The organism is Salinicola lusitanus, assembly GCF_003206045.1.
GTDB lineage: Bacteria > Pseudomonadota > Gammaproteobacteria > Pseudomonadales > Halomonadaceae > Salinicola > Salinicola lusitanus.
The window spans coordinates 225,064-245,163 of sequence record NZ_PZJM01000006.1; the positions used below are offsets into that span (position 1 = coordinate 225,064).

A 20,100-nucleotide genomic window follows, 5' to 3' on the forward strand; every position below is an offset into this window, starting at 1 on the left:
CCGAACGGTGTGCGATGCGACGATCACTTCTCCGGCAGGGCGTAGACCACGACCTGGTCGCCCACCTGGTCCTTGAGGATGGTGTTGCCGCCGGCCACGAAGGCGACATACTGCCGGCCCTGATATTCGTAGACCGAGGGATTGGCCACGGCCGGCGCTTGGGCCTGGTCCGACCACAGCTCTTCGCCCGTCTCCAGCGAGAAGGCGCGCAGCTTGGCGTCCATCGAGGCACCGATGAACACGACACCGCCCGCAGTCACCGCGGGGCCACCGATGGTGGGGGAGCCCCACTTCTCGGGCATGAAGAAGCCGTACTGCTGCGATGCCCCGACCGGACGCCGCCACTTCACGTCACCGGTATGCATGTCCAGCGCTACCAGCTCGCCGAAGGGCGGCTCCCAGCACGGCATGCCCAGCCAGTTCGTCGCGACCTCCAGGCGCATGCCGTAGGGGGCGCCCTCCTGCGGCGAGAAGCCGCTCTCGTTGCCGGAACCGCTGTCCGCTTTCTCGTAATCTTCGCGGTTGTACAGCTTGATGGTCTGCACGATATGCGAGGTGTTGACGATCGCGGTCTGGCTCACGGGGTCGAACGCAACCCCGCCCCACTGCACGCCACCTGCGCTGTCCGGATAGGCCAGGGCGCCCTCGCCCTTGGTGGTCGGCGGGGTGTACATGCCCTCGTAGGTCAGGTCGTCCCACAGGCGGGAACACTGGCCGCCACCCACGGCATCGGCGAGGCCCCAGATCTTGGGCTTCTCGGACTGGTCCAGCAGCGGCGCCGGCTTGGTCGGGAAGGGCTGGGTCGGGGCGTAGACCTCGCCTTCGACGCTGCCGTCACCCTGCGGTACCGGACGCTCCTCGATCGGCCAGACGTCTTCGCCGGTCAGGCGATTGACCACGAACAGGAAGCCCTGCTTGGTCGCCTGGATCAGCGCCGGGACCTCCTTGCCATCGACGGTGATATCCATCAGCGTCGGGGCGGAGTTGATGTCATAGTCCCAGATATCGTGGTGAACCCACTGGCGCGACCACACCACCTTGCCGGTCTCGATATCGAGCGCGGTGGTCGAAGTCGCCAGCGGCGCCTCCTCGGTGCGATTGCCGCCCCAGTAGTTCGGCGACGGCGAGGAGACCGGCAGGTAAAGCAGGCCGTTCTCGCGATCGGCGGACATGTGGGTCCAGACGTTGGCGGTACCGCTCTTCTCGCGCATCTCGTCGGAGAGAGCCTGGAATGTCCACTCGAGCTCGCCGGTCTGGGCGTTTAGCGAGAAGATCGTGCCCGGGGGCGCCTGTTCATAGGCCCAGTCCATGCCGGCCCAGCCCAGCATCAGGTGGTCACCGACTACCGTTGGCGGCTGCAGTACGGAGAGCGGCCACTCGGCGTGGGTGTCGTTCCACTGGTTGACATTGAGCACGCCGTTGTCGGCAAAGCCCTTGCAGAGTTCGCCGGTGTCGGCGTCCAGCGCGAATAGCTGGGCGTCCATGGTGCCCATGTAGACGATCTTCTGGCACGGCTCGCCGGCTACGGGATTCTCGGCTTCCCAGTAGGAGACACCGCGGTTCTTGAGTACCGGCTGAGTCAGCGCCTTGCGCGAGGATTTGGTATCGAAACTCCACTTCTCCTCGCCGGTGCCCGGGTCGAGCGCGATCAGGCGATAGAAGGGGGTGCCGATATAGATCGTGTCGTTGGCGAAGACCGGGGTCGCCGACCATACGGTTGCCGGCGTATCGCCGGAGCCGTCGGAGATATCGCCGGTGTGGTACTCCCAGACCTTCTCGAGATCTCCGACGTTATCCGCCGTGATCTGGTCGAGCGGGCTGTATTTCTGGGCATTGAGCTGGCCGTGGAAACTGTCCCAGGTCGGCTTTTCGGGGACGAGCGGGATCGGTGCCCGATTGGCATTCTGCCGATCGCTCGAGTCTGCCGTGCTGACGTCCCGGTTGCTCTCATCGTTGGCCTGCGCCGAACTGGGCGATGCCGTGGTCCCGGATGATGCCGGAGATTCGCTTCGCGTCGAGGTCGGATCGGATTCGGCCGGCTGATCTTGGGCTAGCAGCGGCAGCGGGGCGAGCAGTAGCGCCAGTGCCGTGACCGAACCCAACCGGGTGGCGGCGAGTTTCAGGGTCAGTGTGGACGGCTGTGACAGGGATATGGGCATGACTCGGCTCCTCAGGAATGGGCTGGCGTGGTGGAGGAGGCGGGACTGGCCATCTCCAGCAGCAGGCCGATCAGGCCCACCACCATGGCGGCCGTCAGCCACCACTGGTGCAGCAGCAGCCCGGCGAAGCCGGTGCCGACGAGGTCCAGCAGGATCAGCACGCGCAGTGCCACGCGGCCGCTGCGGCAGGAAAGTGGCGCCAGGACCAGCGTCAGGATGGCCAGTGCGATCGTCGATAGAATGACGACAAGGGCGCCAAGGGATCCATTGACCCCGGTGAGCGGCGTGAAATAGGCATAGAGCGCCACGGCGAGCCCGGCGAGCGAGCCCAGGAGCATGACGATGATGCCCGGCCTGAATGATCCAGATTGCGACATGAAGCTTTTTTCTCCTGATGAGAGCGGTTTTGCGAGCCTGGCGGTTGCCTTTCAGTCCGATATGGCATCGGACCGGAAAGACCGCGCCGATAGCGCTTGGTGAAGGGGGACGTGCGGGCGTGAACTCCCTGCGCCAGGCCGGCCAAAGTATAGGATATTTTAGACCGTTAGCCCCAGGCCGATTGGCTCGCCCTCCCGTCCCGATTGAGATTTCGGGCGGGGGCGTCGGCCGTGTCTTGCGCGGACGGGTGCGCTTGGCGTGGGGGGCAGTTCATGCCTCACGCCGGGAGCGAATCGTCGGGTTTGCCGGGGAGCGAGCCCAGCCAGCATAATGGCGGGCCGTCACGTCGCGTAGAGACACGCTGTATGGAATCGTTCAACACCATCGGCCTGATCGGCCGTTTGGGTAGCGACAAGGTGGTCGAGACGCTCAAGCGTCTGGTGATCTTCCTCGAACGTCGTGGTCTCGACATCGTGATCGAGGACCGCACGGCGGCGCTGCTGCAGGGGCACGGCCACGGCGAAGCCAGACGCCGCGAGCTGGGTACGCTGTGCGACCTGGTGATCGTGGTGGGAGGTGACGGCAGCCTGCTGGGCGCCGCACGGGCGCTGTGTCACAGCGGGACGCCGGTACTCGGCATCAACCGTGGCCGGCTGGGATTTCTGACCGATATTTCGCCGGACGAGGTGGAGCAGAAGGTCGCCGAGGTGCTGGAAGGGCAGTACGATAGCGAGCGACGCTTTCTGCTCGAGGCGGAGCTCTATCGTGGCGAGCGCCTGATCGGCTCCGGCTCCAGTCTCAACGATGTCGTCGTGCATCCCGGCAAGGCAGCCCGAATGATCGAGTTCGAGCTGTTCGTCGACGATCGCTTCGTCTACTCCCAGCGCTCCGATGGCTTGATCATGGCGACCCCGACTGGCTCCACCGCCTACGCGCTGTCGGGGGGCGGGCCTATCGTGCATCCGGGGCTGGAAGCCATCACGCTGGTGCCGATGTTCCCGCATACGCTCTCCAGCCGGCCGATCGTGATCGATGCCGCCAGCGAGATTCGCGTGCATATCGGCGACATCAACCAGGCCTATCCCCACGTCAGTTGCGATGGCCAGACCCGCGTCGTCTGCAAGCCCGACGACGTCCTCTATGTCCGCCGCCAGGCCGAGCGGCTGACCTTGATCCACCCGCGCGGACACAGTTTCTTCGAGGCCTGCCGCTCCAAGCTGGGTTGGAGCAGCAGGCTGGGAGACTGACATGGCAAATGACGATGGTGTCGACGGCTACGACCTGATCGGAGACGTGCACGGTTGCGGGCACACCCTGATACGTCTGCTCGAAAAGCTTGGCTATCGGGCAGACGATGGTGTCTTTCGTCATCCAAGCCGGCGCGTGATCTTCCTGGGGGATCTGATCGATCGCGGACCCAGCATCCGGCTGGCGGTCGCCGTGGCCAAGGGCATGGTCGATGCCGGCGAGGCCCGTATCGTGATGGGCAATCACGAGGTCAACGCCCTGGCCTACTGTCATCAGGCACCGAGCGATAGAGAGCGTGAGTGGCTACGGGAGCACACCCCGCGTAACAACCGGATCATCGGTCGCACCCTGGAGCAGTTCCACGCCTTTCCGCTGGAGTGGGAGAACTGTCTCTCCTGGTTCATGACACTGCCGTTGTGCCTTGACCTGGGAGGATTGCGGGTGGTCCACGCATGCTGGGACGAGCCGCTGATCGCCGCCTTCCTGGCGCGCCGCCCCGATGCCCGTATCGATCGGGACTTTCTGATCGAATCGATCGATCACGGCAGCCTGGCGCAGCGTGTCCTGGATCGGCTCACCCGCGGCACTCAACTGCCGTTGCCCCCGGGGGTGGAGATCCGCTCCGGCGATGGCTTCACGCGGCGCTCGTTTCGTACCCATTTCTGGTGCCGGAACCCGCGCACCTACGGGGATGTTGTCTTTCAGCCCGACAACCTGCCGCTGGGGCTCGAGGATCGCTCCCTGAGCGCCGGCGAACGGGAGCGGTTGAGTTACTACTCGGAATCGGCACCGCCGCTGTTCGTCGGCCACTACTGGTGCAAGGGGGTCCCGGCGCTGCCGCGGGCGAACATCGCCTGTCTCGATTACAGCGCGGTGAAGTATGGCCGACTGGTGGCCTACCGCTGGGAAGGGGAGGCGCGGCTAGATGCCAACCGGTTCGTCTGGGTCGACGTCGAGAGGGAGGGCGCGCGCAATTGACGTCGTGAGCCTGCCTGCTGCGATTTTTGCATTTTTTTACAATGATTTTAGCAATTGATTTATCGAGTTTTTTTGACAGCCCGGTGCCAATCGGGAAAAAAATGGGATTTTTTTTCCTCTGCCGAGGAACTCCGTCCGGCGGATACCCTCAAAGTCAGTGTTCCCTTGAATGATCCCTTGCTCTTATCCGGCGGCCTTCCGCCGGATTTTTCTTTTTCTGGTCTGTAGAATGGCGGCGTCGAACGATCATCGATGTCGTCGAGCTCCGGGTCGTCCGTCCGGTGCGCTCACGTGTCGTCGACTCTCGTCGACACTCTTTCTCGGAAACCGGGTCGGACCTCTCCCATGTACAAGTTACTCGAACTGCCCGGCGATCTGGATACGCGTCCGCTTCGACAAGCGATGTGGGCGAACCATATCGGCCATCGCTTCACCCAGGAGGCCGATCGGCAGGTGTTGTGGCTGGCGAATCCCGAGCAGCGGGACGAGGCGGCACGGCTGATCGAGCTGTGGCATCGTGGCGAGCTGGAGGCGTCGGCTGCCCAGTCGGCGCCTCGCCGGCGTCCCAGCATCACCGGCCAGGCCTTCGGCCAGGCGCCGCTCGCGGCAGGGCTGATTGCGGTCTGCGTGGCGGTCTTCCTCTGCATGACGTTTGCCGGCGATGCCATCGTACGTGCTTTCACCATCGTGCCTCTCGAAGTGATAGGGCAGCGGCTGGTGCCCGGCGATCTCGTCTCCGACACCCTGGCCGGGGGCCAGGTATGGCGGCTGTTCACGCCGGCGCTGCTGCACTTCGGCTGGATGCACCTGATCTTCAACATGCTGTGGGTGTGGTACTTCGGCCGCCAGGTAGAGTCGCTCCAGGGCTGGCGCCGACTGGGTGTCATCGTCGTCGTGGCCGCGCTGTTCTCGAATCTGGCCCAGTACTTCACCGGCACCGTGCTGTTCGGGGGAATGTCCGGCGTCGACTATGCGCTGCTCGGCTATGTCTGGCTGATGTCCCGGCGCCGCCCCGAAAGCGGCCTCTTCGTGCCTCAGATGCTGATGGTCTTCATGCTGGGCTGGATGGTCTTTACCATGACCGGGCTGGGCGACGCCTTCGGCTTCGACAACGTTGCCAACGAGGCGCATCTGGGAGGATTGCTGATCGGGTTGATCATGGGCTGGTTCGCCAGCCGCAATGCACCGGGAGGCGCCGGCCACGACGCCTCGGGAGACAGGTAATGAGCGAGATGAATTTCGACCGCATGGTCGCGCAGATGACGCCGGAGATGTACCAGAACTTCAAGCAGGCCATCGAGCGCCGCAAGTGGCCGGACGGCCGCCGGCTGAGCGCCGAACAGACCGAGCTGTGCATGGAGGCCGTGATCAAGTACGAGATGATCCACGACGTTCCCGCGGAGCAGCGCGTCGGCTATCTGGAGCGCAACGAGTGCGCCTCCGGCAGCCACTCTTCCGCCGAGGAAGCCGCGGTCAAATGGATCAACTGATTCCGCTGACAGCCGGTGACGAAAGTCTCCCGGGAGAAGACCGGCAAGATCGGGCCCGTGGCCAGTTGCGCAAGCTCGATATCCGGCTGCCGGTGCCGGGGCGCCCGGCGGAGTACACGCTGCGGGCCGGCGACCAGCGCGTGGGGCTCAACGCCTGGCTGGGCCGGCGCGTCGAGCTGCGTCACACCGGCGAGATTCACTGTATCGAGTGCGCTCGGGCCACGCGCAAGAGCTTCGGCCAGGGGCACTGCTACCCCTGTTTTTCATCGCTGGCGCACTGCGATCTCTGCATGATGCGCCCGGAGACCTGTCACTATTTCCAGGGTACCTGCCGCGATCCCGCCTGGGGGGAGCGTCACTGCTTTCGTCCGCACACCGTTTACCTGGCCAACGCCTCCGGGCTCAAGGTCGGTATCACGCGTGGCACCAACATGCCGACACGCTGGCTCGACCAAGGGGCGATTCAGGCGCTGCCGATTCTCGACGTGGAGACCCGTCAGCAGTCCGGTTTCGTCGAGACGCTGTTCAAGGCGCAGGTCTCCGATCGCACCAACTGGCGGGCGATGCTCAAGGGCGAGGTCGACCCGCTCGATCTGGTTGCCGAGCGCGATCGGCTGCTGGCGTCGCTGGAGCCCGGGCTGGCAGAACTGCGTCGACGGTTCGGTCACGACGCCATCCAGGCGGTTGATGGCGTCGCACCGCTGTCGATCGACTACCCGGTGCTCGAGTGGCCGCGCAAGATCGTGTCGTTCAATTTCGACAAGACGCCCCGGATCGAGGGCACCCTGATGGGGCTCAAGGGCCAGTACCTGATCCTCGACACCGGCGTCGTCAACCTGCGCAAATTCGCCGGCTACCAGGTGGCCGTGAGCGCCGGGGCGGCCTGAACCGGGAGGATCAGCGCGGCTTGTGCTCGAGCTGGCGCTCCATGCGGTTCAGGAACACCGTCATCACCCGTTCGTAGAGTTTATCCTTCAGCACCACGTCCTCCACGCCCGCGTCCAGGTTGGGGTTGTCGTTGACCTCGATGACCACGACACGGTCGCCGATCTGCTTGAGGTCGACCCCGTAGAGGCCATTGCCGATCAGCTTGGTCGCCCGCAGCGCGGCCTTGACCACCGGTGGCGGCACTTCGGACAGGTCGTGGGTGGTGAAGCCCCCGCTGCGCGTCTTGCCGCTGGAGTGGTCGTAGATCTGCCAGTGGCCGCGGGCCATGTAGTAGCGGCTGGCGAACAGCATCTGGCCGTCGAGCACGCCGATGCGCCAGTCGAAGTCGGTGGGCAGCCACTCCTGAAGCAGCAGCAGGGCGGAAGATTCGAACAGCTTGGGGGCCTCCGCGACCAGCTCCTCCCGCGATCGAATCTTGACCACGCCCTTGGAAAAAGCGCCGTCCGGCACCTTCAACACCAGCGGATACTCCAGGTGGGCCAGCTTCTCGTCGAGCCGCTCCATGTCGCCGCGATAGAGCAGTTGGCCGCGAGGCGCGGGGATCTTGTGGGTGCCCAGCAACTCATGGAGAAAAATCTTGTTGGTGCAGCGCAGGATCGACTGCGGGTCGTCGATCACCACCAGCCCCTCGTGTTCGGCCTTCTTGGCCATGCGGTAGGTGTGGTGGTCCAGCCGGGTCGTTTCGCGGATGAAAAGCGCGTCGAATTCGGCCAGCCGACCGGCATCGCGATGGGTGATCAGGTTGACGTCGATGCCCAGCCGCCGGCCGGCGCGGATGAAACGCTTGATGGCTCCCCGGTTGCTGGGCGGCAACGCTTCCTGCGGGTCGACCAGGATCGCCAGGTCGAAACGGTAGCGACGACGGGCGCGCGGTGTGCGCCAGACCCGGGTCGAGTGGCGGTTCAGCGCCGTCGCGAACAGATCCTCCTCGCCGGACTGCAGCGCGGTCAGTGCCAAGGGCTTGAGCCTCGCCAGTCGCCAGACGTTCTGGCGTTTCTCGAAACGGGCTTCCAGCAATGGATGGGGCAGGCGCTCGAACAGCCTTCGAGCCAGGCGCTGCAGCTCGGGCTCGCGACACTCACCGAAGAACACGCGCAGGGTGAAGGTGTCGCCCGCCAGCGCACCGCGCTTGTCCAGTTCCATCAACAAGGGGTCGATGGCGGCCAGCTGCATGTCGATCAGGGCCTTGCGCGACAGCTGGTTGAGGGTTTCCACGCTGGGCAGGACGCGCTGGTCGCGGGCCTGGGCCAGCAGCGACACGTAATACCCGGTTTCCAGGTAATCGAGGTTGGCACACAGGTTGATGACATGGGTGGCATCGTCCGCTGCCACCGAGCCGTCCAGTGCCAGGAAGGCGTCGGCGCTGATCAGATCCTCGGAAGGGTAGTAGGGTTGCCAGTCGGCAAGGCGGTCGACGACGATACGCAGGCGTGACATGAAATCGGTGGCTCCTTTTCCCGCCATCTCCCGATGGGAGGCGGCGGAGATCGATACGGCAGGCGTCGAGGCTGCGGGGGGAACAGCATGCGACGACGGGAAGGCGGCGACAAGTCGTTGTCGGCGTGAAATAATTTCAGCATCGCCGGTACGTTGAAGGTCCCTCCGAGGGCCTGCCGGTGCGGTTTCAGGGCGATGAAGACCTGAAGACACTGAAATTCTAGATGAATCTGATGAGAGCGCACGCATGCTCCGCACGCTTCGTCGCGGCTTACCCGCCGATTGCGACGCCTTGTACCAACTGGAAGAGCGCTGCTTCGACAGTGACCGCTTCAGCCGGCGCCAACTGGCGCACCTGTTGACCCGTGCCAATGCCGTCAACCTGCTGGCGGTGTCAGAGGATCAGTGTGTCGTCGGCTACGGCACGTTGCTGTTTCGGCGCAACAGCACCACGGCGAGGCTCTACTCCTTCTGCGTCGATCCGGCCGCACGCGGCACCGGGCTGGGGCGGGAGCTGCTCCAGGCGCTGGAGGAGGCGGCGCGGGCGCGCGGCAGCCAACGCCTACTGCTCGAGGTGCGTGCCGACAACCGTGTCGCGATGGGGCTCTATCGCCGGATGGGGTTCATCGCCCATCGCTGGCTGGACGACTACTATGCCGATGGCTGTGCCGCCTGGCAGATGGACAAGCGACTCGACGTTTCCGAGACGCCCGACGCGGCGTCAGCCGACTGACCCTTGCCGCAGCCGCGGTGGATTTTTTGACTGAGGACTATTCCCATGCCGTCTTTCGATATCGTCTCCGAATTCGATCGTCATGAAGCGACCAACGCCGTCGACCAGGCGAACCGCGAGATACAGACCCGCTTCGACTTCCGCGGCGTTGATGCCAGCTTTTCGCTGGAGGGCGAGACCGTGTCACTCGAGGCGGATGCCGAGTTCCAGCTTCAGCAAATGATCGACGTGCTGCGCAACAAGCTGATCGCTCGTGGTATCGACCCGCGCTGCATGGAGATCGAGGATGCCCAGACCTCCGGCGTCAAGGCGCGCCAGCAGGTCAAGCTCAAGCAGGGCCTGGAACAGCCCGATGCCAAGGCGATCGTCAAGCTGCTCAAGGAGTCGAAGCTCAAGGTGCAGCCGGCGATCCAGGGCGACAAGGTCCGGGTGACCGGCAAGAAGCGCGACGACCTGCAGCAGGCGATCGCATTGCTCAAGGGAGAAGAGGGTCCCGACCTGCCGCTGCAGTACGACAACTTCCGGGATTGACGCTGCCGGCCGCCCGGGACGCTCCTGGCTCCACTCGCTAAGCGGCGGCGGTGTCGAGCCGCCCCGGCAGCTCCTCGCTACCCAGCGCCAGCATGCTCAGATTGCCGAACATGAAGCTCTCGTGAAGCGTCCGCAGCGGCCGCCCCTCCACGGCACCCACGCACATCAGCAACGGCAGGAAGTGCTCGGGCGTCGGGTGCGCGTAGCGGGCGTTTGGCGCATCCCGCCACGCTCTCATCGCGTCGAGGTCGCCACGTGCGGCGACGTCGATGGCCCAGTCGTGGAACTGCCGTGCCCAGGTATCCGGCGCATCGTGGATGACGTGCCGGGCGCCGAGATTGTGGGTGGCGGCACCGGAGCCGATCAGCATCACGCCGTTGGTTGCGGCCCATCGGCCCAATGCCGCCGCTATCTGGAGCTGAGTTGCGGTATCGGCCGCCATGGGCACGCTGACCGGTATCAGCGGCACGTCGGCGTCCGGCCACAGCAGCGAGAGCGGTGACCAGATACCATGATCCAGCGGCCTGGTGGGGTCCAGGCGAGCGTCGATACCTGACACGGCGAGATCCTCGCTCAGTTGCCGTGCCATTGTCGGCGCTCCGGCGGCGGGATATCGCAGCCGGTAGAGTGGCTCGGGGAAACCGTGGAAATCGTGCCAGGTAGCGGGCGTCGCTGCACTGCCCAGAACCAGCCCCGGCGCTTCGAAGTGCGCCGAGATCACCAGCGCGGCCGGCGGCCTGATCAACCGCGCGCCGAGATCGGCCAGGAAGGCGCGGGCCGGATGGTCGGTCAGGCTGAGATCGGGGGAGCCGTGGGAGAGATAGAGGATTTGGCGCGTCGTCATGGCAGTCGCTTCCGTGAAAATGGGTATTACCGACAGCCTACGCTGAAGACCGGGCCACACTAGCCGTCTCCAGGCGAAGGGACGGTTTCGCTATCGTCAACATTGGCGTTTTCCATCGACGGAGATTGGAGGGCGGGGAGGAGGCTGGTTTACACTACCTGACCAAGCGTCCTCTTCGGGCGGCGCCTCGATCCATCGCAGTGGGGATGTCCGGCATGCGTAATGCCATCTATGTCACCTTGGCCGCCATCAGCTTCGCGCTGGGCGTGATCGGTCTGTTCCTGCCGGTGATGCCGACCACCTGTTTCATGCTGGCGGCGGTCTGGCTGGCGTCGCGAGGCTCGCCGCGATTTGCCAACTGGATTCGCAATCATCCGCGCTTCGGCCCGCCGATCCAGTCGTGGGAGCGCGAGCGTGCCATCCCCAAGCACGCCAAGATCATGGCAGTGATCATGCTCGGCGTGTCGTGCCTGATCATCGCTTTCACCGTCTCCCTCTGGCCACTCAAGTTGGGCCTGATCCTGGGTCTGGCGGGGCTGGCTCTCTGGATCGTGACGCGGCCCCTGCCGAGTCTGCAGTGCCCGGTGCGTGGGGTGTGGTCGGAAGAGGCCCCCGAGCGCCGCTGAACCCGGGGCCGATAATCGCGGCTGTCGTCCCGCCCGGCTTCTCCGGGCGTCATCCTGATTCGATATCGTTCCGGTCACGCGGGTAGAATGGTGCTCGATCGTCGGTCGTCGGGTCCGTTTTCCAATTCGACCCGCCGTCGCGACCTGCCCACTTCCACAAGGAGCGTTGCCATGTCTGGGATGCAAGCGACCTATCTCAAGGACTATCTGCCGCCGGCGTACCGCGTCACCCATACCGAGCTCACCTTCGATCTCGCGCCGGCCGCCACCCGGGTCAAGGCGCGCTTGCATATGGAACGCCATCCCGATCGCGAGCCCGGTGACGCTGAAACCAGCCTGCCGCTGGAACTGGCCGGGAGCGAGCTCAAGCTGATCCGTATCGCCGTCGACGGCCAGACGCTGGAGCCGGGGGAGTTCGAGGTCGGCGACGGCAAGCTCACCGTCGCGACCGTGCCGGAGCGCTTCCTGCTCGATACCGAGGTCGAGATCGACCCCGATGCCAATACCGCGCTGGAGGGGCTGTATCGCTCCAATGGCATGTTCTGCACCCAGTGCGAGCCGGAAGGATTCCGCCGGATCACCTACTATCCCGATCGGCCGGACGTGATGGCGACCTTCTCGACCACGGTGATCGGCAATCGCGAGTCGCTGCCGGTGCTGCTCTCCAACGGCAATCCGGTGGAAAAGGGTGAGTTGCCCAACAATCGTCACTTCGTGACCTGGGAGGATCCTCACCCCAAGCCGAGCTACCTGTTCGCGCTGGTCGCCGGCAGCCTGGAGAAGGTCGAGGATCACTACACCACCGCGAGCTGCCGCGAGGTGCTGCTGCAGATCTGGGTCGAGCCGGAGAATCTCGACAAGACCGAGCACGCCATGGCCTCGCTCAAGCGTTCGATGCAGTGGGACGAAGAGACCTATGGTCGCGAGTACGATCTCGACCGCTTCATGATCGTTGCCGTCAACGACTTCAACATGGGCGCGATGGAGAACAAGGGGCTCAACATCTTCAACTCGGCGGCGGTGCTGACCCACCCGCAGACCGCCAACGATGCGACCTTCCAGCGCGTGGAGGGGATCGTCGCCCATGAATACTTCCACAACTGGTCGGGCAACCGGGTCACCTGCCGCGACTGGTTCCAGCTCTCGCTGAAGGAAGGCTTCACCGTCTTCCGTGACCAGACCTTCTCCGCCGACGTCAATTCGGCGCCGGTCAAGCGGATCGAGGACGTCTCGTTCTTCCGCACCGCCCAGTTCGCCGAGGACGCCGGGCCCACCGCCCATCCCGTCCGTCCCGATCATTACATCGAGATATCCAACTTCTACACCCTGACCATCTACGAGAAGGGCGCGGAACTGGTGCGCATGCTGCGCCACCTGCTGGGGTGGGAGGATTTTCGTCGCGGCAGCGATCTCTACTTCGCGCGCTTCGATGGCCAGGCGGTGACGATCGAGGACTTCGTCGCCTGCATGGCGGAAGTGTCCGGGCTCGACCTCGAACAGTTCCTGCGCTGGTACTCGCAGGCAGGAACGCCGGAGGTCGACGCCCATGGCGAGTACGATTACGCCACCGGCGAATACCGTCTGCGCCTGACGCAGCGTACCCCGGCGACGCCGGGACAGACCGACAAGTTGCCGCTGCACATTCCGGTTCGCATGGGCCTGGTGGGGACCAAGTCCGGGCACGATCTGACCCTGACGCTGGACGGTGAAAAGCGTGGCAAGGACGCGGTCATTCATCTGCGCGAAGCCGAGCAGACCTTCGTCTTCACCGACGTCGAAGAGGCGCCGGTGCCATCGCTGCTGCGCGGATTCTCGGCGCCGGTGAAGTTGCGCTATCCCTACTCGCGCGAGGAACTGGCGTTCCTGCTGACCCACGACTCCGACGGTTTCAATCGCTGGGATGCCGGTCAGCGCCTGACCATGCTGGCGCTGGACGACCTCATCGCCGCGCACCGCAACGGCGTCGAGAAGGTGATGGACGTGCGCCTGGTCGAGGCGTATCGCAGTCTGCTCAATGAGCCCGGCGACGACAAGGCGGTGCTGGCGGAGATGCTGACGCTACCGTCGGAGGCGTACATCGCCGAACAGCAGCCGGTGGTCGATGTCGATGCCATCCATGCCGCGCGCGAGTTCGTGCGCCAGTCGCTGGCGTGGCAACTGCGCGACGAGTTTCTCGCCGTCTACCGTGACAACCAGAGTGACGAGCCCTATGCGCCGACGCCGGAGCAGATCGCGAGCCGTCGGCTCAAGAACGTCGCCCTGGCTTACCTGATGAGCATCGAGGACGACGAAGCCATCAGTCTCACCCAGCAGCAACTGGAGCGGGGCGCCAACATGACCGACGTGCGCGCCGCGTTGACGCTGCTGGCGCACAGCGACCGTACCGATCTGGCCGAGCCGGCACTCAAGGCCTTCGGCGAGAAGTGGGCGCACGACCCGCTGGTGATGGATCAGTGGTTCACCATCCAGGTCACCCGCCCCCAGCCCGATGTGCTCGAGCGCGTGCGCTTCTTGATGGGGCATCCGCTGTTCTCGATGAAGAATCCCAACAAGGTGCGCGCGCTGATCGGCGCCTTCGCTCAGAACCGGGTCAACTTCCACCGGCTCGATGGCGAGGGCTACAAGCTGTTGGCGGACGTGGTGATCGAGCTCAACCGCCTCAATCCGGAGATCGCGGCGCGCATCATCACCCCGTTGACCCGCTGGCAGCGCTTCGACGAAGAGCGCCAGGCGCTGATGAAGGCCGAACTCGAGCGCATTCGTGCCGAGAAGCTCTCGCCCAACGTCTATGAGATGGTCGAGCGCGCCCTGGCGGATGCCTGATGACCGCTGTCGCCCGGTCGGGCCGGGTCGCACCTGGCGTGCGGCTCGGTGGCCGTGCCGATAACCGGCCCCGGAGAGTGCTCGACGGATGAGATCGCCCAACCGTCATTTTTTCGTGTCGCTGCTGCTGTCGCGGCTGGCGGACCAGATGCTGCTGTTCCTGGTGCCGCTGGTGATCTATCAGTTGACCGGCAGTGTCGCCTGGTCGGGTCTGGCGTTCTTCTTCGAGACCCTGCCACGGTTTCTGGCCTTTCCTTTGTGCGGTCAGCTCTGCGATCGTCACCGCAACGATCGGTTGCTGCGATCCAGCCAGCGCTGGCGCATGGCGACGTGCATCGCAGCGATCCTGGGCTATCTGGCGATGCCCCATGTGGCATGGTTGATCGGCCTGTCGGCGCTGGTCGGCGTATTGTCGACCCAGGGCGTGATGGCGCGAGAGATGCTGTTGGTGCAGGCCTTCGGTGCCACTCGCTACGAGCGGCTCGTCTCCCACGCCCAACTGTTCGACCAGGTGGGGACGGTACTTGGCCCGCTGGTGGCGGCGGCGCTGCTGGCGCGGCTCGAGTGGGAGGCGGTGGTGGTGGTGATCGCGCTCGGTTTCGCGCTCGGCGATCTCGCGATCTGGCGCTGGCAGCGCCTGGCCAGACCCGAGTTGCCGACGCCGCGACCGAATGCCGCCAACGGGTATCGGGCGCTGCTGATCGCGGGCCGTCATCTCCGCGTGAGTCCCGCGCTGCCGGCATCGATTGGCCTGGCAATGGCCGTCAATCTACTGCTGGGAACGCTGCTGGCCACGGCGCCCGCCGTGGTCACCGGCGTTCAGAGCCACGGCGAAATCTACTATGGCGTGTTGCAGGCCGGCGGTGCGCTGGCCACGGTGTTGGTGTTGCTGTTCACGGCAAGATCGCTGATACCGGCGGACCGGCTCGGGCTGCTGGCCTATGCGACGATGGCGCTAGGCGGGCTGATGGCGAGCGTGACCGCGATCTCGTCGCTCTACGCGCTCGGATTTCTGCTGGTGATCGGTTTCGACAAGATGTTCAGTGTCTCGATTCGCAGCCTGCGCCGTCGGGTGATTCCCTCGGAAGACTTCGGCAAGACCACGGGGCTGGTGGTGATGCTCAACAATCTGACTCAGCCGCTGGGCGGGTTGATCGTGAGCACGACGGCGGGGTTTCTGGCGACGGGCTCGATCCTGCTGGCGGTCGCACTCGTCATGGTTTTCGCCGGGGTGTTCATCCTGTGGCGCTACCGTGAACATGTGCTGCCGTCGCTTGGGCAGTGCCAGCAGAGCGATAGCCGGTAACGAGTACGGGCCGCCACTGGCGGCCCGTTAGCGGGAAAGTCGGTGCTTCGATCAGGAATAGTGCACGTACATCGTCTTGCTCTTGACGTAGGCTTCCAGCCCGTACTTGCCGTCTTCGCCGCCGAGACCACTGTTGCGATACCCCTTGTGGAAGCCCTGGACGGATTCGCCGGCACCGCGGTTGACGTAGATCTCGCCGAAGTCGAGCTCACGGGTCAGCGCCATCAGGTGCTTGACGTTCTGGGTGAACACATAGGCGGATAGGCCGTACTCCGAGGCGTTGGCGTACGCCATCGCCTGTTCGAAGTCGTCGACCTTCATGATCGGCGCCACCGGACCGAAGATCTCCTCCTTCATGATATCCATGTCGTTGTCGACGTCGGTCAGTATCGTCGGCGCGTAGTAGTTGCCCTTGTCGTAGTCGCCACCGGTCAGCCGCTTGCCGCCGGTCAACAGTTGCGCGCCCTGGCTCTGGGCGTGCTCGACCATCTTGTGGATCTTGTCGAGCTCCCCGGCGTTGATCTTGGGTCCCATGTCGACATCCTCGTCGGTCAGCGGGTTGCCCACCTTGAGCGCCTCGACGCGCTGCTTGAAGCGCTCCAGGAAGCGATCGTAGATACCGGACTGGACGTACATGCGCTCGTTGCAGGTGCAGACCTGGCCGCAGTTGTTGTAGCGCGAGGCGATGGCGGCATCGACCGCCGGATCGAGATCGGCATCGTCGAGCACGATGAACGGTGCCTTGCCGCCCAGCTCGAGACGCACGATCTTGAGATGCTCGGCAGCGGCCTTGTTGATCTCGCGGCCGCCGCGCACGCTGCCGGTCATGCTGACCAGTTGGGTGATCGGGCTGGTGATCAGGTGATTGCCGATGTCACGGCCGCGACCGTTGATCAGATTGACGACGCCATCGGGAATGCCGGCCTGACGCGCCAGCTCGACGATCTCCAGCGCGGTCAGCGGCGTCTCTTCCGAGGGCTTGAGCACGATGGTGTTGCCCGCGGCCAGCGCCGGGCCGAGCTTGCGACCGATCAGCGCGGCGGGGAAGTTCCAGGCGGTGATGCCGACCACCACGCCATGCGGCACCTTCTGGATCCAGATCTGCTCGTCGGGGTCGTCCGCCGGGATGATGTCGCCCTCGAGCCGGCGGGTGTTTTCCGCCGCGAAGCGGATCAGGTCGCAGCACATGCCGACGTCCGCATCGGCTTCCGAGAGCGGCTTGCCTTGCTCGGTAGTGATCAGCCGGGCCAGACGGTCCCGGTTGTCCTGGATCAGATCCACCAGCTTGTAGAGATGATCGGCGCGCTCGACGGCAGTCTTGCGTGACCAGGCGGGGAAGGCGTCCTGCGCTGCCTGGAGTGCCTGGTCGGCCAGCTTTTCATCGGCCAGTCGGGCCCGTGCAATGACCTCGCCGGTGGCGGGATTGAGGACGTCCAGCAACTCGCCGTCACCGGTGAGCCACTGGCCACCAATGAACTGGTTGTAGACGTCGACGCCGTTCTGCTGCGCTTTGAGTGACTGACTCATCCTGATGTCTCCTTGTCTGACGTGACGACAGAATCTGTCGTCAATCGGTCACCAATCAATGTGACCTTGCGACCTCAAGGTGGTAGACGAAAGAGGGTATGACAAGGAGGTCACGGGGGCTCAGGAGGAATAGGCATGTCTTCCCGCCGATTGTTGCAATCGGGAAGAGACCCGAATCAACGAATCAGCCAGCTTAGTATCAGCAGCCCCAGCAGCAGCCAAACGATGCCGCCGACGATACCGCCGCGCACCAGCGAGCGGAGGCCGTTGATCAGCAGCAGCACGCCAATCACCAGGACGGCGATGCTGAAGATCGAATCGCTGATGCCCAGCGAACCGGTCAACCCTTCGATGAAGCCGTCGATGGCCTGCCAGAGCCCGCCGAAGATGCCGTGCAGCCCGTTGATCACGGCGCGAATCACGTTGCCGATCGCCTCGCCGAGCCAGTTGAAGAATCCATCCATGGTGAGGTCTGTCCTGAAAAGTTAATCGGCGTGCTGCTGATCGCGCAGCCACTGGATCTCGTCCGGCCAGATCGCCGGCTCGACGGTTTCCAGTATCAGCGGTATCTCATCGGTGCGGGGGTCGCGCATCAACGCGGTGAATCCCGCCAGGCCGATATTACCCTTGCCGAGGCTGTGGTGACGGTCGACCCGACTGGCGAACTCGCTCTTGGCATCGTTGAGGTGCATGCCGCGAAGAAATCGAGCACCAACCACGCGCTCGAACTCGTCGAGCATTGCAATGGCGTCCGCCTCGGTACGCAGGTCGTAGCCGGCGGCGAAGGCGTGACAGGTATCGATGCAGGCACCCACGCGGGACTTGTCGTCGACCTGTTCGATGATCTCGGCCAATTGCTCGAACCGGAAACCGAGATTCGAACCCTGGCCGGCAGTATTTTCGATCACCGCGACCACCGAGTGGGTCGCCGCATGGGTCTCGTTGATCGACTCCGCGATCCGCGCCAGGCAGTCGCGCTCGCTGATCTTGTTGAGATGGCTGCCAGGATGGAAGTTGAGCAGCGTCAGCCCCAGTTGCTCACAGCGCTGACACTCGTCGAGAAAGGCCGCGCGGGATTTGGCCAGCCCCTCCGGTTCGGGGTGGCCCAGATTGATCAGGTAGCTGTCATGGGGAAGTATCTGACCCGGGCCAAAACCCTGCTCGCGACAGGCGGTCTTGAATGCCTCGATCGTACGCTCTTCCAGGGGCTTGGCCTTCCACTGGCGCTGATTCTTGGTGAACAGCGCAAAAGCGTTGGCGCCGATCTCGGTGGCGCGACTCACGGCCTGATCGACACCGCCCGCGGCGCTGACGTGGGCTCCGATGGTTTTCATGAGGTCATCCAATCCTTGGGCTGGCGCTCGCAGTGTAGCAGCCGCGCCATGGCGGTGTCCTGAGGCGGGAGGGGTGGCAAGGCGGGAGTGAAGAGTCGCTGCGCGATGCCGATAACTGTTCTGATCGGCATGCCTGCCGACGCCCGGTGGATTTACCGGCCCCGACAACAAGATCGTGAGAGACGCCATGGATTCATCGTTTTCGTCCAGGGACCTGCTGACCGGTGTCTACGTTCGCGCCAATCGCCTGATGGCGCTGCTGCTGGTCGTTCTTGGTGTCACGACACTAGGAATGGCCGCCGTGCACGGTCTGTGGTGGCCTGCCCTCGTGGTGGGATTGCCGGCCAGTATCATACCCATCGTGATGATCCGGTGCTGGCCGACTGCGCTGACGACGCGGCTGTGCGTGGCGACGGCGTTCATGGTCCATGCGGGGCTGCAGATCCACCTGCTGCTGGGGATGATCGAGGGGCACTTCGTCATCTTCGTGCTGCTGTCGATCCTGCTGGCGTATCGCGACTGGCGAGTGCTCGCCTGCGGCGCGGGAGTGATAGCGGGTCACCACCTGCTGTTCTGCTACCTGCAACATCAGGGGTGGGACATCTATGTGATGCCGCAATCGCACATGATGGCCTATCTGCCGATGGTCCTGATCCACGCCGCCTACGTGGTCGTCCAGACGGTGGTGCTGGGGTTCCTGGCGCGCCAGATGGCACGTGACGCCATCAGCGCCGAGGAGCTGAGCCGTCTCAGCAGGCACATCGGGCGCCGTGAAGGCATCTTCGATCTCGGGTTCGACGATACGACGATGCTCAGCCACGTCGGTGGGGAGTTCAAGCGCACGATGCAGGTCGTGCGCGCGACGCTCGGGCGCGTGAAGACGACGCTCGTCGAGGTCGCGGCGGTATCCACCACGATCAATCACGGCAACGACGAGCTTGCTGATCGCAATCGCCGGCAGGAGACGGCGCTGGTCCGCACCCAAGGTAAACTCGAGGCGATCGGCGGCTCCGTGCAGGAAAACAGCGACCATGCCCAACGCGCCAGTATGCTGGCCAGCGAAGCCGGCGACGTGGCGGACGAGGGCCAGCGGATGGTTAACGCATTGACGGGGGCAATGCATCAGCTGCGCGAAAGCTCGAACAGGATCACCGAAATCACCGATCTGATCGACAGTATTGCCTTTCAGACCAATATCCTGGCGCTCAATGCTGCCGTGGAGGCGGCGCGCGCAGGGGAAAGCGGGCGTGGCTTTGCGGTCGTCGCCGGCGAAGTGCAGGCGCTGGCGAATCGCAGCGCCGAAGCGTCCCGCGATATCAGGGCGCTGATTGGCGAGTCTCGGCAGCAAGTCGTGAACGGTACCGCCAGGGCGGAAGACGTCGCGCGTACCATGACCGACATGCATGGCCGGACGAACGACGTCGCCCGGTTGATCGACGGAATCAGTCAGGCCTGTTGCCGTCAGAGCGACGATATCGGCGAGGTCAACGCCGATCTACGTGGGATCGCCCAAGATACCGAGGAGAACGGATCCCTGGTCGAGAGCGTCTCGCACGCCTCCGAGCGACTGCGTCAGCAATCCTCTCTGCTGGATGAAGCGGTCTCATCCTTCGACCTGGGGAAGACGATCGGGGCGGCAGCATCATCGCCATCGAACCGATCTTTGGCGGGAGCGGGCACCCGGGGGAAACAAGCGCTTCCCCAGGTGACCGGCCGCGCGCCGGCGACAGCGGGATAG

The 20,100-nt window shown here is 64.4% G+C and carries 18 protein-coding genes; 11 read left to right on the forward strand and 7 right to left on the reverse strand.

Annotation, left to right across the window (positions count from 1 at the left end; genetic code table 11):
- Positions 1 to 23: 23 nt before the first annotated feature.
- The gene (locus tag DOM45_RS12195) at positions 24 to 2,159 is read right to left on the reverse strand and encodes a pyrroloquinoline quinone-dependent dehydrogenase (protein WP_110600880.1); all 2,136 of its coding nucleotides are present in this window, start codon (positions 2,157 to 2,159) and stop codon (positions 24 to 26) included.
- An 11-nt stretch (positions 2,160 to 2,170) separates the two neighbouring features.
- Positions 2,171 to 2,536: a hypothetical protein gene (locus DOM45_RS12200; protein WP_110600881.1), complete on the reverse strand. Its 366-nt coding sequence runs from the start codon at positions 2,534 to 2,536 to the stop codon at positions 2,171 to 2,173.
- A gap of 366 nt (positions 2,537 to 2,902) precedes the next feature.
- Between DOM45_RS12200 and DOM45_RS12205 the strand changes: the two genes are divergently transcribed.
- From DOM45_RS12205 to DOM45_RS12225, 5 genes are all read left to right on the forward strand, one after another.
- Positions 2,903 to 3,784 (forward strand): NAD(+) kinase, encoded by an 882-nt coding sequence (locus DOM45_RS12205; protein WP_110600883.1) that lies wholly within the window; start codon positions 2,903 to 2,905, stop codon positions 3,782 to 3,784.
- 1 nt (position 3,785) lies between these two features.
- A complete protein-coding gene (locus tag DOM45_RS12210; protein ID WP_110600885.1) occupies positions 3,786 to 4,763 on the forward strand; it encodes a metallophosphoesterase in 978 nt (325 codons plus the stop codon).
- 345 nt (positions 4,764 to 5,108) lie between these two features.
- Positions 5,109 to 5,987: a rhomboid family intramembrane serine protease gene (locus DOM45_RS12215; RefSeq protein WP_110600886.1), complete on the forward strand. Its 879-nt coding sequence runs from the start codon at positions 5,109 to 5,111 to the stop codon at positions 5,985 to 5,987.
- Positions 5,987 to 6,253, forward strand: coding sequence for a YeaC family protein (locus tag DOM45_RS12220; protein WP_110600888.1), 267 nt, complete (start codon positions 5,987 to 5,989; stop codon positions 6,251 to 6,253). Before DOM45_RS12215 ends, DOM45_RS12220 begins: the two co-directional genes overlap by 1 nt.
- Positions 6,241 to 7,140: a DUF2797 domain-containing protein gene (locus tag DOM45_RS12225; RefSeq protein ID WP_110600889.1), complete on the forward strand. Its 900-nt coding sequence runs from the start codon at positions 6,241 to 6,243 to the stop codon at positions 7,138 to 7,140. Before DOM45_RS12220 ends, DOM45_RS12225 begins: the two co-directional genes overlap by 13 nt.
- A 10-nt stretch (positions 7,141 to 7,150) precedes the next feature.
- Here DOM45_RS12225 and DOM45_RS12230 read toward each other — a convergent pair whose 3' ends face one another.
- A complete protein-coding gene (locus DOM45_RS12230) occupies positions 7,151 to 8,638 on the reverse strand; it encodes a RimK family protein (protein WP_110600890.1) in 1,488 nt (495 codons plus the stop codon).
- A gap of 247 nt (positions 8,639 to 8,885) precedes the next feature.
- Between DOM45_RS12230 and DOM45_RS12235 the strand changes: the two genes are divergently transcribed.
- The gene (locus DOM45_RS12235; protein WP_110600892.1) at positions 8,886 to 9,371 is read left to right on the forward strand and encodes a GNAT family N-acetyltransferase; all 486 of its coding nucleotides are present in this window, start codon (positions 8,886 to 8,888) and stop codon (positions 9,369 to 9,371) included.
- Positions 9,372 to 9,416: 45 nt separating this feature from the next.
- Complete coding sequence (locus tag DOM45_RS12240) at positions 9,417 to 9,902, forward strand: YajQ family cyclic di-GMP-binding protein (protein ID WP_110600893.1); 486 nt, start codon at positions 9,417 to 9,419, stop codon at positions 9,900 to 9,902.
- A 37-nt stretch (positions 9,903 to 9,939) separates the two neighbouring features.
- On the opposite strand, the gene DOM45_RS12245 is transcribed toward DOM45_RS12240, so the two are convergent.
- Positions 9,940 to 10,746 (reverse strand): DODA-type extradiol aromatic ring-opening family dioxygenase, encoded by an 807-nt coding sequence (locus DOM45_RS12245; protein WP_110600894.1) that lies wholly within the window; start codon positions 10,744 to 10,746, stop codon positions 9,940 to 9,942.
- Positions 10,747 to 10,961: 215 nt separating this feature from the next.
- Between DOM45_RS12245 and DOM45_RS12250 the strand changes: the two genes are divergently transcribed.
- The 3 genes from DOM45_RS12250 (at position 10,962) to DOM45_RS12260 (ending at position 15,501) form a co-directional block, all read left to right on the forward strand.
- Positions 10,962 to 11,372: a YbaN family protein gene (locus DOM45_RS12250; protein WP_342588725.1), complete on the forward strand. Its 411-nt coding sequence runs from the start codon at positions 10,962 to 10,964 to the stop codon at positions 11,370 to 11,372.
- A gap of 171 nt (positions 11,373 to 11,543) precedes the next feature.
- Positions 11,544 to 14,195: an aminopeptidase N gene (pepN, locus tag DOM45_RS12255; protein WP_110600897.1), complete on the forward strand. Its 2,652-nt coding sequence runs from the start codon at positions 11,544 to 11,546 to the stop codon at positions 14,193 to 14,195.
- 88 nt (positions 14,196 to 14,283) lie between these two features.
- Positions 14,284 to 15,501, forward strand: coding sequence for an MFS transporter (locus tag DOM45_RS12260; protein ID WP_110600899.1), 1,218 nt, complete (start codon positions 14,284 to 14,286; stop codon positions 15,499 to 15,501).
- A 51-nt stretch (positions 15,502 to 15,552) separates the two neighbouring features.
- Here the strand turns inward: DOM45_RS12260 and aldA are convergent, their stop codons facing one another.
- From aldA to nfo, 3 genes are all read right to left on the reverse strand, one after another.
- Positions 15,553 to 17,028 carry an aldehyde dehydrogenase gene (gene aldA / locus DOM45_RS12265; RefSeq protein ID WP_110600900.1) on the reverse strand — a complete coding sequence of 492 codons (1,476 nt, stop codon included), beginning with the start codon at positions 17,026 to 17,028 and terminating at the stop codon, positions 15,553 to 15,555.
- A gap of 176 nt (positions 17,029 to 17,204) precedes the next feature.
- Entirely contained in the window at positions 17,205 to 17,492 is a 288-nt protein-coding gene (locus tag DOM45_RS12270; RefSeq protein WP_110600902.1) for a hypothetical protein, read from the reverse strand.
- Positions 17,493 to 17,513: 21 nt separating this feature from the next.
- Entirely contained in the window at positions 17,514 to 18,362 is an 849-nt protein-coding gene (gene nfo / locus DOM45_RS12275) for a deoxyribonuclease IV (RefSeq protein ID WP_110600904.1), read from the reverse strand.
- Between the two features lie 250 nt (positions 18,363 to 18,612).
- Here nfo and DOM45_RS12280 point away from each other — a divergent pair, with 250 nt between their 5' ends.
- A complete protein-coding gene (locus DOM45_RS12280; RefSeq protein WP_157958413.1) occupies positions 18,613 to 20,100 on the forward strand; it encodes a methyl-accepting chemotaxis protein in 1,488 nt (495 codons plus the stop codon).